The 14,851-nt window shown below is 64.0% G+C and carries 12 protein-coding genes and 2 tRNA genes; all 14 read left to right on the plus strand.

Features of this window, described 5'->3' with window-relative positions; translation table 11 throughout:
- Positions 1-78: 78 nt before the first annotated feature.
- The 14 genes from nuoE to nusA all read left to right on the plus strand — a co-directional run bounded on the left by nuoE (position 79) and on the right by nusA (position 14,790).
- Positions 79-606 carry an NADH-quinone oxidoreductase subunit NuoE gene (nuoE, locus tag LC407_RS11015; RefSeq protein WP_025876204.1) on the plus strand — a complete coding sequence of 176 codons (528 nt, stop codon included), beginning with the start codon at positions 79-81 and terminating at the stop codon, positions 604-606.
- 4 nt (positions 607-610) lie between these two features.
- On the plus strand, positions 611-1,951 hold the full coding sequence (gene nuoF / locus LC407_RS11020) for an NADH-quinone oxidoreductase subunit NuoF (protein ID WP_025876206.1): 1,341 nt from the start codon (positions 611-613) through the stop codon (positions 1,949-1,951).
- A complete protein-coding gene (nuoG, locus tag LC407_RS11025; protein ID WP_025876207.1) occupies positions 1,948-4,182 on the plus strand; it encodes an NADH-quinone oxidoreductase subunit NuoG in 2,235 nt (744 codons plus the stop codon). The genes nuoF and nuoG overlap by 4 nt, the downstream gene beginning before the upstream one ends.
- Positions 4,179-5,273 carry an NADH-quinone oxidoreductase subunit NuoH gene (gene nuoH, locus LC407_RS11030; protein WP_132824585.1) on the plus strand — a complete coding sequence of 365 codons (1,095 nt, stop codon included), beginning with the start codon at positions 4,179-4,181 and terminating at the stop codon, positions 5,271-5,273. Before nuoG ends, nuoH begins: the two co-directional genes overlap by 4 nt.
- 3 nt (positions 5,274-5,276) lie before the next feature.
- Entirely contained in the window at positions 5,277-5,765 is a 489-nt protein-coding gene (nuoI, locus tag LC407_RS11035) for an NADH-quinone oxidoreductase subunit NuoI (RefSeq protein ID WP_005417924.1), read from the plus strand.
- A 9-nt stretch (positions 5,766-5,774) separates the two neighbouring features.
- Positions 5,775-6,434 carry an NADH-quinone oxidoreductase subunit J gene (locus tag LC407_RS11040; protein ID WP_025876216.1) on the plus strand — a complete coding sequence of 220 codons (660 nt, stop codon included), beginning with the start codon at positions 5,775-5,777 and terminating at the stop codon, positions 6,432-6,434.
- A complete protein-coding gene (gene nuoK, locus LC407_RS11045) occupies positions 6,431-6,742 on the plus strand; it encodes an NADH-quinone oxidoreductase subunit NuoK (protein ID WP_032951897.1) in 312 nt (103 codons plus the stop codon). Before LC407_RS11040 ends, nuoK begins: the two co-directional genes overlap by 4 nt.
- 7 nt (positions 6,743-6,749) lie before the next feature.
- Entirely contained in the window at positions 6,750-8,909 is a 2,160-nt protein-coding gene (gene nuoL / locus LC407_RS11050; RefSeq protein ID WP_223482829.1) for an NADH-quinone oxidoreductase subunit L, read from the plus strand.
- Between the two features lie 23 nt (positions 8,910-8,932).
- Positions 8,933-10,441, plus strand: a complete 1,509-nt coding sequence (locus tag LC407_RS11055) for an NADH-quinone oxidoreductase subunit M (RefSeq protein WP_025876221.1) — start codon at positions 8,933-8,935, stop codon at positions 10,439-10,441.
- Between the two features lie 15 nt (positions 10,442-10,456).
- Positions 10,457-11,917: an NADH-quinone oxidoreductase subunit NuoN gene (nuoN, locus tag LC407_RS11060; protein ID WP_025876222.1), complete on the plus strand. Its 1,461-nt coding sequence runs from the start codon at positions 10,457-10,459 to the stop codon at positions 11,915-11,917.
- A 128-nt stretch (positions 11,918-12,045) separates the two neighbouring features.
- Positions 12,046-12,122 (plus strand) — tRNA-Met (locus LC407_RS11065).
- 84 nt (positions 12,123-12,206) lie between these two features.
- Positions 12,207-12,283 (plus strand) — tRNA-Met (locus LC407_RS11070).
- A 400-nt stretch (positions 12,284-12,683) separates the two neighbouring features.
- Positions 12,684-13,274 (plus strand): ribosome maturation factor RimP, encoded by a 591-nt coding sequence (gene rimP / locus LC407_RS11075; RefSeq protein ID WP_025876223.1) that lies wholly within the window; start codon positions 12,684-12,686, stop codon positions 13,272-13,274.
- A gap of 4 nt (positions 13,275-13,278) precedes the next feature.
- Positions 13,279-14,790, plus strand: coding sequence for a transcription termination factor NusA (nusA, locus tag LC407_RS11080; RefSeq protein WP_025876225.1), 1,512 nt, complete (start codon positions 13,279-13,281; stop codon positions 14,788-14,790).
- Positions 14,791-14,851 lie beyond the last annotated feature (61 nt).

Consider the following 14,851-nt stretch of genomic DNA (forward strand, 5'->3'; position numbering starts at 1 on the left):
GCCCGCTGCAGGCAGCCGGCGCAAGCCGGCGCCGCAGTTTCTGCAATTTCACGTTATGCATTTCGCTGAGGTCGGCCGATGAAGGCGACAGGTAATTTCGAGGCGGCGCGCGACGTCGACCCGATGGTGGTGTTGAGCGACAAAACCCGCGCTCACATCGATCACTGGCTGTCCAAGTTCCCGCCGGACCGCAAGCGCTCTGCCGTGCTGCAGGGTCTGCATGCTGCCCAGGAGCAGAACCAGGGCTGGCTGACCGACGAGCTGATCGCCGGCGTGGCCAAGTACCTGGACCTGCCGCCGGTGTGGGCCTACGAGGTTGCCAGCTTCTACTCGATGTTCGAGACCGAGAAGGTGGGCCGCAACAACGTGGCCATCTGCACGAACATCAGCTGCTGGCTCAATGGCGCCGAAGACATCGTGCGCCATTGCGAGAAGAAGCTGGGCATCAAGAACGGTCAGTCGACCGCTGACGGCCGCGTCTACCTCAAGCGCGAGGAAGAGTGCCTGGCCGGCTGCGCGGGTGCACCGATGATGGTCATCAATGGTCACTACCATGAGCGTCTGACCCTGGAAAAGGTCGACGAGCTTCTGGACGGGCTGGAGTAAGGGCATGGCACATCACCACGAATCCAAGGGTCCGGTCGGCCCCGCGCCGCTGCCGCACCAGGTGGTCTACACCACCCTGCATTACGACACCCCGTGGTCGTACGAAAGCTATCTGAAGACCGGTGGCTACGCTGCCCTGCGCAAGATCCTCGAAGAGAAGATCCCGCCGGAGCAGGTCATCGAGATGGTCAAGGCCTCGGGCCTGCGCGGCCGCGGCGGCGCCGGTTTCCCGACCGGCCTGAAGTGGTCCTTCATGCCCAAGGGCAACGTGCAGAAGTACATCCTCTGCAACTCGGATGAATCCGAGCCGGGCACCTGCAAGGATCGCGACATCCTGCGCTACAACCCGCATTCGGTGGTCGAAGGCATGGCGATTGCCTGCTACGCCACCGGTTCGACCGTGGGCTACAACTACCTGCGCGGTGAATTCCACCACGAGCCGTTCGAGCACTTCGAGCAGGCCCTGGCCGATGCCTATGCAAACGGCTGGCTGGGCAAGAACGTGCTGGGCTCGGGCGTGGATATCGACATCTACGGCGCCCTGGGTGCCGGCGCTTACATCTGCGGCGAAGAAACCGCGCTGATGGAATCGCTGGAAGGCAAAAAGGGCCAGCCGCGCTACAAGCCGCCGTTCCCGGCCAATTTCGGCCTGTATGGCAAGCCGTCGACGATCAACAACACCGAAACCTACGGTTCGGTGCCGGCGATCATCCGCAATGGTCCGGAGTGGTTCAAGGGCCTGAGCCTGACCGCCAATGGCGGCCCGAAGTGCTTCTCGGTGTCCGGCTGCGTGCAGAAGGGCGGCAATTTCGAAGTGCCGCTGGGCACCACCTTCGACGACCTGCTGGAAATGGCCGGCGGCCTCAAGCCGGGTCGCAAGCTCAAGGGCGCGATCCCGGGCGGCGTGTCCATGCCGGTGCTGACCGCGGCCGAGCTGAAGGGCCTGCCGATGGACTACGACACCATCCGTGCGCTGGGCTCCGGCCTGGGCTCCGGTGCGGTCGTGGTGCTGGATGACAGCGTCTGCTGCGTCAAGTTCGCCTGCCGCATCAGCCAGTTCTTCCACAAGGAATCCTGTGGCCAGTGCACCCCGTGCCGCGAAGGTACCGGCTGGATGCACCGCGTGCTGGAGCGCATCGTCGCCGGCAAGGCCACGATGGAAGACCTGCACCAGTTGAAGACCGTGGCCGGCCAGATCGAAGGCCATACCATCTGTGCGTTCGGCGAAGCGGCGGCATGGCCCATCCAGGGCTTCCTGCGCCAGTTCTGGGACGAATTCGAGTACTACATCGTCAACGGTCATTCGATGGTTGACGGCAAGAAGGTGGAGGCAGCCGCTGCATGAGCGCGCAACCCATAAATCCCAGCGTGCCACCGGACCACGTCACCATCGAGATCGATGGCAAGTCGCTGGTCGTGCCCAAGGGTTCGATGATCATCCAGGCCGCCGACAAGGCGGGCATTTCGATTCCGCGCTTCTGCTACCACGAGAAGCTGCCGATCGCTGCCAACTGCCGCATGTGCCTGGTGGATGTGGAAAAGTCGCCGAAGCCGGCACCGGCCTGCGCCACGCCGGTGATGGAAGGCATGAAGGTCGCCACCCGCAGTGAAAAGGCGCTGAAGTTCCAGCGCTCGGTGATGGAGTTCCTGCTGATCAACCACCCGCTGGATTGCCCGATCTGCGATCAGGGCGGCGAGTGCGAACTGCAGGACGTGTCGCTGGGCTACGGCCGTTCGGTCAGCCGCTTCAACGAGCGCAAGCGCGTGGTGGCCGACGAGGACATGGGCCCGCTGGTCGCCACCGAGATGACCCGCTGCATCCAGTGCACCCGCTGCGTGCGCTTCACCGCCGACGTTGCCGGTACCTATGAACTGGGTGGCATGTACCGCGGTGAAAACCTGCAGATCGGCACCTACGACGGCAAGCCGCTGACCACCGAGCTTTCGGGCAACGTCGTCGACGTGTGCCCGGTCGGCGCGCTGACCAACAAGGTGTTCCAGTTCCGCGCCCGTCCGTGGGAACTGACCGCGCGCGAATCGCTGGGCTACCACGACGCGATGGGCTCGAACCTGTTCCTGCACGTACGTCGCGGCGAAGTGCTGCGTACCGTGCCGCGCGACAACGAGGCGGTCAACGAGTGCTGGCTGTCCGATCGTGACCGTTATTCGCACCAGGGCCTGTACAGCGAAGACCGTGCGGTCAAGCCGCTGCGCAAGGTCAACGGCGAGTGGAAGGAAGTGAGCTGGGCTGAAGGCCTGGCCGCGGCCGCCGAGATCCTCAAGGCCAACCAGGGCGACAACCTGGGCGTGTTGGTGCACCCGTCGACGTCGAACGAAGAGGGCGCACTGCTGGCCCGCCTGGCCACCGGCCTGGGTTCGGCCAACATCGACCACCGCATCAACAACCGCGACTTCTCCGACGCCGCCACTGCCGAAGTGTTCGGCCTGCCGCTGGCCGAGATCGAAGGCGCGGACCGCATCGTCGTGCTCGGCAGCAACATCCGCCACGAGCTGCCGTTGCTGCACGCCCGCCTGCGCAAGGCGCAGACCCAGAACGGCGCGAAGATCCACGTGGTCAACCCGGTCGACTTCGACTTCGCGTTCAGCGTTGCCGGCAAGCAGATCGTGGCTCCGTCGAAGTTCGCCGATGCGCTGGCCAACGCCGAGCTGCGTTCGGCGGTGCAGGGCGGTACCAATACGGTGCTGATCGTCGGTGGCATCGCCGAGAACCATCCGCAGGCTGCCGCGATCCGCGCCGCTGCGCGTGATTTCGCCGCCGCCACCGGTGCCAAGCTGTGCCGCATCCCGCAGGGCGCCAATGCGATCGGCCTGACCCGCGCCGGCGTACTGCCGGCCGGCAAGGACGTCGCTGCGATGCTGGCCGATCCGCGCAAGGCCTACGTGGTCTACGGCCTGGAACCGGGCCTGGACTTCGCCGATGCTCCGGCCGCGCGCAAGGCGCTGGTCGGCGCACAGGTGGTGGCCTTCAGCCAGTTCGCCTGCGCCTCGACCCGCGACGTTGCCGACGTGATCCTGCCGATCGGTGCGCTGCCGGAAATCGATGCCACCCTGACCAACCTCGATGGTCGCGAGCAGTCGGCGCGTGCCGGCGGCAAGTTGCCGGGCGAGGCCCGCGAGGGCTGGCGCGTGCTGCGTGCACTCGGCGGTGAGCTGGCCGTGGCCGGTTTCGAGTTCATCGACCTGGCCGGCCTGCGCGCCAGCCTGGCACCGGTGAACGTGCAGGTGTCCGCTTCGGCACAGCCGGTGCTGGCGGGCGAGGGCATGGAAGTGGCCTCGACCGCTGCGATCTACCGCACCGATGCGGTGGTCCGTCGCGCCCCGGCGCTGCAGTCGCATCCGCTCAACAACGCCCCGCGCATCGTGCTCAACGCTGACGATGCCGCCCGCCTGCAGCTGCAGGAAGGGCAGATGGCCAAGGTCGGCACCGATGCCGGCAAGGCCACCCTGCCGGTGGTGGTCGACGCCCGCGTCGCTGCGGGTTCGGTCTGGATTGAATCGGGCCACGGCGCAACCGCGCCGCTGGGTGCCGCTCGTGTTTCGGTGGTGGCTGCATGAACGAATTGCTGATTAACGCGGTCGATCCGCTGCACCAGTGGCTGCTTGGCCTGGGTGACATCGGCGCGCTGATCTGGATCATCCTGAAGATCCTGGTGATCACCGTTCCGGTGATCGTCTCGGTGGCCTTCTACGTGGTCTGGGAACGCAAGCTGATCGGCTGGATGCACGTCCGCCACGGACCGATGTACGTGGGCATGGGCATCTTCCAGGCCTTCGCCGACGTCTTCAAGCTGCTGTTCAAGGAAGTGGTCCAGCCGAGCAGCGCCAACAAGGCGATCTACCTGCTGGCACCGCTGATCACCCTTGCCCCGGCCTTTGCGGCCTGGGCGGTGGTGCCCTTCGATTCGCAGCTGGTGCTGTCCAACGCCAACGCCGGCCTGCTGTACCTGCTGGCGATGACCTCGTTGGGCATCTACGGCATCATCCTCGCCGGTTGGGCCTCCAACTCGAAGTATGCGTTCCTGGGTGCCATGCGCGCCTCGGCGCAGATGATCAGCTACGAAATCGCGATGGGCTTCGCCCTGGTCGGCGTGATGATCGCTTCGGGCAGCCTCAATCTCAGCAACATCGTGATGGCCCAAGCTGGCAACTCCGGTTTCTTCGACTGGTTCCTGTTGCCGCTGTTCCCGCTGTTCATCGTGTACTGGGTGTCCGGCGTTGCCGAGACCAACCGCGCGCCGTTCGACGTCGTGGAAGGCGAGTCGGAAATCGTCGCCGGCCACATGGTCGAGTATTCCGGCGGTGCGTTCGCCCTGTTCTTCCTGGCCGAATACGCGAACATGATCCTGATCAGCTTCCTGATCTCGATCTTCTTCCTCGGCGGCTGGCTGAGCCCGATCCAGGGCTGGGTCAACCCGGGCGAGATCTCGCCGTTCATCGACTGGATCTGGAAGGGCGGCTGGCCGTGGCTGTTCGTCAAGGTCTTCTTCTTCGCCAGCGCCTACATCTGGTTCCGAGCAAGCTTCCCGCGCTTCCGCTATGACCAGATCATGCGCCTGGGCTGGAAGGTCTTCATCCCGCTGACCATTTTCTGGATCGCGGTTACCGCCGTCATGGTGTTCTTCGGCGTGATTCAAAAGGGCGTCTAAGTGATGAACAGGATTACCCATTACTTCAAGAGCCTGCTGCTGCTCGAACTGCTGGCCGGTCTCTGGCTGACGCTGAAGTACAGCTTCAAGCCGAAGTACACGATGATGTACCCGATGGAGAAGTTCCCGCAGTCGCCGCGCTTCCGTGGCCTGCATGCCCTGCGCCGTTATCCCAACGGTGAAGAGCGCTGCATCGCCTGCAAGCTGTGCGAAGCGGTGTGCCCGGCATTGGCCATCACCATCGATTCGGCCAAGCGCGAGGACGGCACCCGCCGTACCACGCGCTACGACATCGATCTGTTCAAGTGCATCTTCTGCGGCTTCTGTGAGGAAAGCTGCCCGGTGGACTCGATCGTCGAGACCCACATCCTCGAGTACCACTTCGAGAATCGTGGCGAAAACATCGTTACCAAGCCGCAGCTGCTGGCCCTGGGCGACCGTCTCGAATCCGAGATCGCCGAGCGTCGTGCCGCCGATGCCGCTTACCGCTGAGGTCGAGAGATGGATTGGGTAAATATCGCTTTCTGGGTCTTCGCCATCGCGGCAACGGTTTCGGCCGGTGCGGTGATCAGCGTGCGCAACCCCGTGCACGCTGTCCTGTGCCTGGTGCTGACCTTCTTCTCCATCGCCTGCGTGTGGCTGCTGGTCGGCGCCGAGTTCCTCGGCGTGGCACTGGTGCTGGTCTACGTTGGTGCGGTGATGGTGTTGTTCCTGTTCGTGGTGATGATGCTCGACATCGATCCGGACAAGCTGCGTGAAGGCTGGGTGCGCTACCTGCCGGTCGGCCTGATCGTGGCCGTGGCGATGCTGGTGCAGATGCTGATCCTGATCGGCGTGAAGGGCAGGACGGTCAACCCGTTCCCGGCCGACAACGCCGCCGCGCTCGCCGCCGACAGTTCCAACGTCACCTGGCTGGCACGCAGCCTGTTCACCGAGTACCTGCTGCCGTTCGAGTTCGCCGCCGTCATCCTGACCGTGGCCGTGGTCGCCGCGGTGATGCTGACCCTGCGCCGTCGTGAAGGCCTGAAGACGCAGAACCCGTCGCAGCAGACCATGGTCAAGGCACACGACCGCCTGCGCATGGTCAAGATGGACGCCGAACAGCCGCAGATCCACAGCAACAGCACGCCGGCCGCGGGCGACGAGGAGACCAAGGCATGATCTCGATCACTCTGGGCCACATCTTGGCGCTGGGCGCGGTGCTGTTCTGCATCAGCCTCGCCGGCATCTTCCTCAACCGAAAGAACATCATCGTCCTGCTGATGTCCATCGAGTTGATGCTGCTGTCGGTCAACATCAATTTCGTCGGGTTCTCCCGGGAACTGGGGGACACGGCCGGCCAGCTGTTCGTGTTCTTCATCCTGACCGTGGCTGCTGCCGAGGCCGCCATCGGCCTGGCGATCCTGGTGACCCTGTTCCGTACACGCCGCACGATCAATGTCGGCGAAGTCGATTCGTTGAAGGGCTGATCCACAGATGGAAATCACTCTCTCCAAGAGTCTGTTGATCGCAGTGGTGCTTGCACCGCTGTTCGGCAGCATCATCGCCGGCCTGTTCGGTCGCCAGGTCAAGCGCTTCGGCGCGCAGACCATCACGATCCTCGGTGTCGCGGTTGCCTGCGGCCTGTCGATGCACACGCTCTACCAGCTGCTGTGGGGCGGGGCGCAGCCGTTCAACCAGAACCTGTACACGTTCTTCGAAGTCGGCCAGTACTCGGCCCATGTCGGCTTCATGGTCGACAAGCTGACCGCGATGATGATGGTGGTGGTGACCTTCGTGTCGCTGCTGGTCCACATCTACACGATCGGCTACATGCAGGATGATCCGGGTTACCAGCGGTTCTTCAGCTACATCTCGCTGTTCACCTTCTCGATGCTCACCCTGGTGATGAGCAACAACTTCCTGCAGCTGTTCTTCGGCTGGGAAGCAGTGGGTCTGGTGTCGTACCTGCTGATCGGTTTCTGGTTCAAGCGCCCGACCGCGATCTTCGCCAACATGAAGGCGTTCCTGGTCAACCGCGTCGGTGACTTCGGCTTCCTGCTGGGCATCGCCGGCGTGCTGTGGGTGTTCGGTACCCTGGACTACTCGCAGGTGTTCTCGCAGGCCGGCATGCTCGCCGACCCGCGCGCCCAGCTGCAGATCTGGGACGGCACCATGTTCGGCATGCAGCTGCTGAACGAGCCGGTGATCTGGTCGATCGCCACCGTCATCTGCATCGGCCTGTTCATCGGTGCGATGGGCAAGTCGGCCCAGGTTCCGCTGCACGTCTGGCTGCCTGATTCGATGGAAGGCCCGACCCCGATCTCGGCACTGATCCACGCCGCGACGATGGTGACCGCCGGTATCTTCATGGTCACCCGCATGTCGCCGCTGTTCGAGCTGTCGCAGACCGCGTTGAACTTCATCCTGTTCATCGGTGCCACCACCGCGTTCTTCACCGGCCTGATCGGCATCGTGCAGAACGACATCAAGCGCGTCGTCGCGTACTCCACGCTGTCCCAGCTGGGTTACATGACCGTGGCGCTGGGCGTGTCGGCGTACTCCGCTGCCGTGTTCCACCTGATGACCCACGCCTTCTTCAAGGCGCTGCTGTTCCTGGGTGCCGGCTCGGTCATCATCGCGATGCACCACGAGCAGGACATGCGCAAGATGGGCGGCCTGCGCAAGTACATGCCGATCACCTTCATCACCATGTGGATCGGTACCCTGGCTCTGGTCGGTACGCCGTTCTTCTCCGGCTTCTACTCGAAGGACACCATCATCGAGGCCGCAGAGATCCACGCCCACATGCAGAACAGCTGGGTGGCCACCTATGGCTACTGGGCGGTGCTGGGTGGCGTGCTGGTGACCAGCTTCTACAGCTTCCGCCTGCTGTTCCTGACCTTCCACGGCAAGGAACGCTTCCGCGATGCGCACGACGATCATGGCCATGGTCATGACGACCACCATGCTGCCGATGCACATCATGCCGACGCGCATGACGACCACGGCCATGGCCACGGTCCGCATGAGCCGCATGAAACCCCGTGGGTGGTGACGCTGCCGCTGATCCTGCTGGCCATCCCGTCGATCGCCATCGGTTTCTTCAGCATCGGTCCGATGCTGCACGGCACCGACTGGGCCGGTCACCACGCCCATGTGGCGATCAAGGGCCAGGTCAACACGTTCTTCACCGGCATCGTCGATTTCTACGATCCGGCCAAGAACACCGTGGCCTTCCTGGGCGAGGAGTTCCATGGTCCGGTGGCGTTCGCGCTGCACGGCATGATGCTGCCGCCGTTCTGGCTGACCTTGGCAGGCTTCCTGCTGGCTGCGTTGTTCTACCTGTGGAAGCCGGACCTGTCGGGCAAGGCACGCAAGACCTTCTCCCCGGTGGTGTCCGTGCTGGAAAACAAGTACGGCTTCGACAAGCTGTGGATCGATGGCTTTGCCGGTGGCAGTGTCAAGCTGGGCAAGGTCTCGCGCTGGATCGACAGCAACATCGTCGACGGCGTGGTCAATCTCTCGGCACGTGTTGTGGACGTCGCAGCCAGCGTGCTGCGCCGTACCCAATCCGGTTTCCTCTATCACTACGCCTTCGCGATGATCATCGGCCTGATTGCCCTCCTGGGCGTGCTGATGCATTACCTGCGTTGATGACCTGTACGGAATAAGAAGACGTGTCGAACTGGCCTCTACTCAGTGTCCTCATCTGGCTGCCGATCCTCGGCGGTGCCCTGATCCTTGCGATCCGTGATGCGCAGACCGCCCGCTGGGCGTCGCTGGGCGTCGCGGTGCTGACCTTCGTGGCGAGTCTGTCGCTGCTGGGCGGCTACAACCCGGGCATCGACGCGCTGCAGTTCGTCGAGACCCACGCCTGGATCCCGACCTACAACATCGGCTACAACCTGGGCGTGGACGGCATCGCCGTAGCGCTGATCCTGCTCACCACGCTGGTCAGCGTGCTCGCCCTGATCGGCGCCTGGAGCGCGATCGACAAGCGCGTGAACCAGTACGTGGCCGCTTTCCTGATCCTGGAAGGTGTCACCGTCGGCATCTTCGCCGCCACGGACGCGATGCTGTTCTACGTGTTCTTCGAGGCGATGCTGATCCCGATGTTCCTGATCATCGGTGTCTGGGGTGGCCCGCGTCGCATCTACGCCGCACTGAAGTTCTTCCTGTACACCTTCCTCGGCTCGGTGCTGATGCTGGTGGCGCTGATCTACCTGTACATGAAGGGCGGCAGCTTCCAGCTGGCCGACCTCTACGCACTGCAGCTGTCGGGCAAGGAACAGACCTGGATCTTCTTCGCCTTCCTGATCGCGTTCGCGGTCAAGGTGCCGATGTTCCCGGTGCATACCTGGCTGCCGGACGCGCACGTGGAAGCGCCGACCGCCGGTTCGGTGATCCTGGCCGCCATCGCGCTGAAGATCGGTGGCTACGGCTTCCTGCGCTTCAACCTGCCGATCGTTCCCGATGCCTCGCAGGAATGGGCATGGCTGGTCATCGCGCTGTCGCTGATCGCAGTGATCTACGTCGGCCTGGTCGCCCTGGTGCAGGACGACATGAAGAAGCTGATCGCCTATTCGTCGATCGCGCACATGGGCTTTGTCACCCTGGGAACCTTCATCGCCCTGTGGCTGGTGCGTGAAGCCGGCAACGTCGATGCGGCCCGCCTGGGCCTGCAGGGCGCCATGGTGCAGATGATCTCGCACGGCTTCGTGTCCGGCGCGATGTTCTCGTGCGTCGGCGTGCTGTACGACCGCATGCACAGCCGCCGCATCGCCGATTACGGCGGCGTGGTCAACGTGATGCCGTGGTTCGCCACGTTCGCCATGCTGTTCTTCATGGCCAACGCCGGCCTGCCGGGCACCAGCGGTTTCGTCGGTGAATTCATGGTCATCCTGTCGGCGTTCCAGCGGAACCCGTGGATCGCCCTGGGCGCAGCCACCACCCTGATCATCGGTGCGGCCTACACCCTGTGGCTGTACAAGCGCATCTTCTTCGGTGAGGTGGCCAACAGCCACGTCGCCGAACTGAAGGACATCAACGGCCGCGAATGGCTGGTGCTGGGCGTGTTCGCCATTGGCGTACTGGCCCTGGGCATCTACCCCAAGCCGCTGACCGACCTGATGGAGCCCTCGATCGCAAAGCTGGCGATGCAGATCGCATCCAGCAAGTTGCTGTAATTCCAGGATTTGATGATGACCACCTCGCCGCTGCTGCCACTGACCGCTGCTGACCTGCCACCGCTCGCTCCCGAGCTGGTGCTGATCGGCAGTGCCTTCGCCCTGATGATCCTCGACCTGTTCGTCAGCGAACGGAACAAGATCGTCACCCACCTGTTCTCGGTCGCCGCACTGGCCGTGGTGCTGTTCATGCTGGCCACCGGCGTGGGCGGGCAGGGGGAGGTCTTCCATGGCATGTTCGTGCGCGATACCGCCGCGGACGTGATGAAGACTGGGATCGTGCTGCTCAGCGGCCTGACCCTGATCTACGGCTGGGGCTACCTGCGCGAGCGCAAGCTGTTCCAGGGCGAGATTCCGGTGCTGATCCTGTTCGGCACCGCCGGCATGATGATCCTGGTGTCCGCCGGCAGCCTGCTGATGGTGTACCTGGGCCTGGAACTGCTGGCCCTGTGCTCCTACGCACTGGTTGCCAGCAACCGTGACAACGGCCTGGCCTCGGAAGCGGCGATGAAGTACATCGTGCTCGGTTCGCTGGCCTCGGGCCTGCTGCTGTACGGCATGTCGCTGATCTACGGCGCCACCGGCAGCCTGCACCTGGACGCCATCCAGGCCGCCATCCCGCACTCGGAAGAGCGCGTGCTGCTGGTCACCGGCGCGGTGTTCATGATTGCCGGCGTTGCCTTCAAGCTGGGTGCCGCACCGTTCCACATGTGGCTGCCCGACGTGTACCAGGGTGCCCCGGCGCCGGTCGCGCTGTTCATCAGCTCGGCGCCGAAGCTGGCCGCTTTCGGCATGGCCTACCGCCTGCTGGAAATGGGCGTGGGCCCGCTGTCCACCGAACTGCAGCTGCTGATCGCCGGCCTGGCCGCGGTCTCGCTGGTGATCGGCAACCTGATGGCCATTGCGCAGAGCAACCTCAAGCGCATGCTGGCGTTCTCCACGGTCTCGCATATCGGCTTCCTGCTGATGGGCATCGCCGGCGGCGGTTCGCAGGGCTATGCGGCCGCGCTGTTCTACGCACTGGCCTACGCGATCATGTCGACTGCTGCTTTCGGCGCGATCATCGCGCTGTCGCGCGCCGGCTTCGAGGCCGAGAACATCGAGGACTTCAAGGGCCTGAACGCCCGCAACCCGTGGATGGCCGGCCTGGTGCTGTGCATCATGGCGTCGCTGGCAGGCATTCCGCCGTTCCTCGGTTTCTGGACCAAGCTGGCCGTGCTCGGCGCTGCCATCAATGGCGGCCTGCTGTGGCTGGCGATCCTGGGCGTGCTGTGTGCCGTGGTCGGCTGCTTCTACTACCTGCGTGTCATCAAGGTCATGTACTTCGATGAGCCGGTGGGCGAGGCCATGCCGCGCAGCAAGGATCGCGTGCTGGGTGTCGTGCTGGGCGTGAACGCACTGGCATTGCTGGCGCTCGGCCTGGCCTGGAACCCGATCATGGTCTGGTGCCAGCAGGCATTTGCGCATCTTGCATAAAAGTTGACACAAAGCTGCGCGATTCGTGTAATATACGCAGCTTGAGTTGTCACTGCAGCGGTTCAGCCAGAACATCGTTGCGGAGCGCCTCCCTCGCCAGAGTGGGGCAGCGGTTCAAACACTTCCGGTGCGGGGTGGAGCAGTCTGGCAGCTCGTCGGGCTCATAACCCGAAGGTCGCAGGTTCAAATCCTGCCCCCGCTACCAACACATCGAATCGGCGCCAACCAATTCGATGAATGAGGAAAAGCTTGCAGGTTTTGAAGTTATCCCTCATAATTCCGCTTCTGATGCGGGGTGGAGCAGTCTGGCAGCTCGTCGGGCTCATAACCCGAAGGTCGCAGGTTCAAATCCTGCCCCCGCTACCAAGTAAAGAATGCGCCTTCGAAGCTCTGCTTCGAGGGCGTTTTTCTTTGCGGCTTCCGCCGATCCGCCGGGCATGGCCCGGCGCTACCATCGCGCGGTCACCCGGTAGCGCCGGGCCATGCCCGGCGAGTGCAGCGGAGGGTTTCAGGACGGCCGCAGCCTTGCACCAGAGCGGTGCAGGGGCTATCATCAGCGGCCTAGAAGTACCCCTGACGGCGGCGCTCCCCATCGGAGATCCACCCGGAAGGAGGGCCGCAGCACGCTTGTTCAGCGCGTTGCAACCGGAATCCAGTCACCGGAGTCTTTCCGGAAAAGGGGCCCAGCGGGCCCTTCGTCGTTTTCGGGGCGTCATGTTTCCATGCTGGCCAAGGCCGGCACCCAACCAAGAGATCAAGGCAGGCTGTGAGCGACAAGGCAACCGACATCGCGAATCTGCTCGCCCCGACCGTTGTGTCGCTGGGCCTGGAGCTGCTGGGCGTTGAGTATCTGCCGGCCCCCGGCGGTGCGACCCTTCGCCTTTACATCGACGTGCCGCTGGCGGAACAGCCGGAGCGCATCATCAATGTGGACGACTGTGAGCGGGTAAGCCGCGAAGTGTCCGCACAGATGGACGTCGAAGACCCGATCAGCGGCAATTACACGCTGGAAGTGTCTTCGCCGGGCGTGGATCGCCCGCTGTTCAACCTGGAGCAGTTCGGTCGTCACCTCGGCGAATCGGCCAAGGTCACCCTGAAGCTGCCGCAGGAAAACCGTCGTCGCCTGCAGGGTCGCATCGAAGCGATCGACGAGGCGCAGGGCAGCATCACCTTCATCGTCGACAACGCCGCACTGGTGGTGTCGGCCGACAACATCGACAAGGCGCGGATCATGCCTGACTGGGTGGCGCTGGGGCTGGCCCCGAGCAAGCCGACCGGTCCGGCACCGAAGCGTCCGAAGCCGAACAAGAATTCTTCTTCCAACGAGCCGGCGGCAAAGAAGCCGCGCGCGGAGTGAGCCAATGAGCAAGGAACTGTTGCTGGTAGTGGACGCGGTCGCCAACGAGAAGGGCGTGCCGCGTGAAGTGATCTTCGATGCCATCGAGGCCGCCCTGGCCTCGGCAGCGAAGAAGCGCTATCCCGACGAGGAAGTGCTGACCCGCGTGGTCATCGACCACAAGGATGGCAACTACGAAACCTTCCGCCGCTGGGAAGTGGTGGCCGACGACGTAGTGATGGAATCGCCGGATCGCCAGATCCGCCTGATGGACGCCATCGACGAAGCCGAAGGCGTGGATGTCGGCGATTACATCGAAGAGCAGATCGAGAACCCCGACTTCGGTCGCATCGCCGCCCAGGCCGCCAAGCAGGTGATCGTGCAGCGTGTGCGCGAAGCCGAGCGCCAGCAGGTGGTCGATGCCTGGGCCGATCGCGTCGGTGAGCTGATCACCGGTGTGGTCAAGCGCGCCGAGCGCGGCAACATCTATGTCGACCTGGGCGGCAACGCCGAAGGCTTCATTCCGAAGGACAAGGGCATTCCGCGTGATGTCCTGCGTGCCGGCGACCGCGTCCGCGGCTACCTGGCCGAAGTGCGTTCGGAGCCGCGTGGCCCGCAGCTGTTCATCAGCCGCGCAGCGCCGGAATTCATGATCGAGCTGTTCAAGCTGGAAGTACCGGAAGTCGGCCAGGGCCTGGTGGAAATCAAGGCGTGCGCCCGCGATCCGGGCGACCGCGCCAAGATCGCCGTGCTCGCCCACGATGCCCGCACCGATCCGATCGGCGCCTGCATCGGCATGCGTGGTTCGCGCGTGCAGGCCGTGTCCAACGAGCTCAATGGCGAGCGCGTGGACATCGTGCTGTGGAACGAGAACCCGGCCAACTTCGTCATCAACGCGATGGCGCCGGCCGAAGTGCAGTCGATCATCGTCGATGAAGACAAGCATTCGATGGACCTGGCCGTTGCTGAAGACCGCCTGGCCCAGGCGATCGGCAAGGGCGGCCAGAACGTGCGCCTGGCCAGCCGCCTGACCGGTTGGCAGCTGAACGTGATGACCCAGGACCAGGTGACCGCCAAGTCGGAAGCCGAGCAGGCTTCGGCTCGCCAGCTGTTCATGGACAAGCTGGAAGTGGACGAGGAAATCGCCGGCATCCTGGTCAGCGAAGGCTTCGGCACGGTCGAGGAAATCGCATATGTACCGGTCGGCGAACTGCTGGCCGTGGAAGGTTTCGACGAAGACATCGTCGAAGAGCTGCGCGCACGTGCCCGCGATGCGCTGCTCAATGAGGCCCTGGCAGTCGAGGAAGGCCTGGAGGACGGCCAGCCGGCGCAGGACCTGCTGTCCCTGAAGGGCATGGACGAAGCCACCGCATATGCGTTGGCCGGCCACGGCGTGCGTACCAGCGAGGACTTGTCCGACCTGGCCGCCGACGAGGTCATGGACTTCGGCATCGAAGGGCTGGACCAGGAGCGCGCCGCGGCGCTGATCCTGGCCGCGCGTGCCGAGGAAATCGCCCGACTGGAACGCGGCGAATGAGCCGGCAATGAACAGGGCCCTGAGCCGATCAGGGCGTAGAATCCGCGCCACCTCCAGATGC

The organism is Stenotrophomonas sp. OVS01A (genome assembly GCF_019969775.1).
Classification (GTDB): domain Bacteria; phylum Pseudomonadota; class Gammaproteobacteria; order Xanthomonadales; family Xanthomonadaceae; genus Stenotrophomonas; species Stenotrophomonas indicatrix.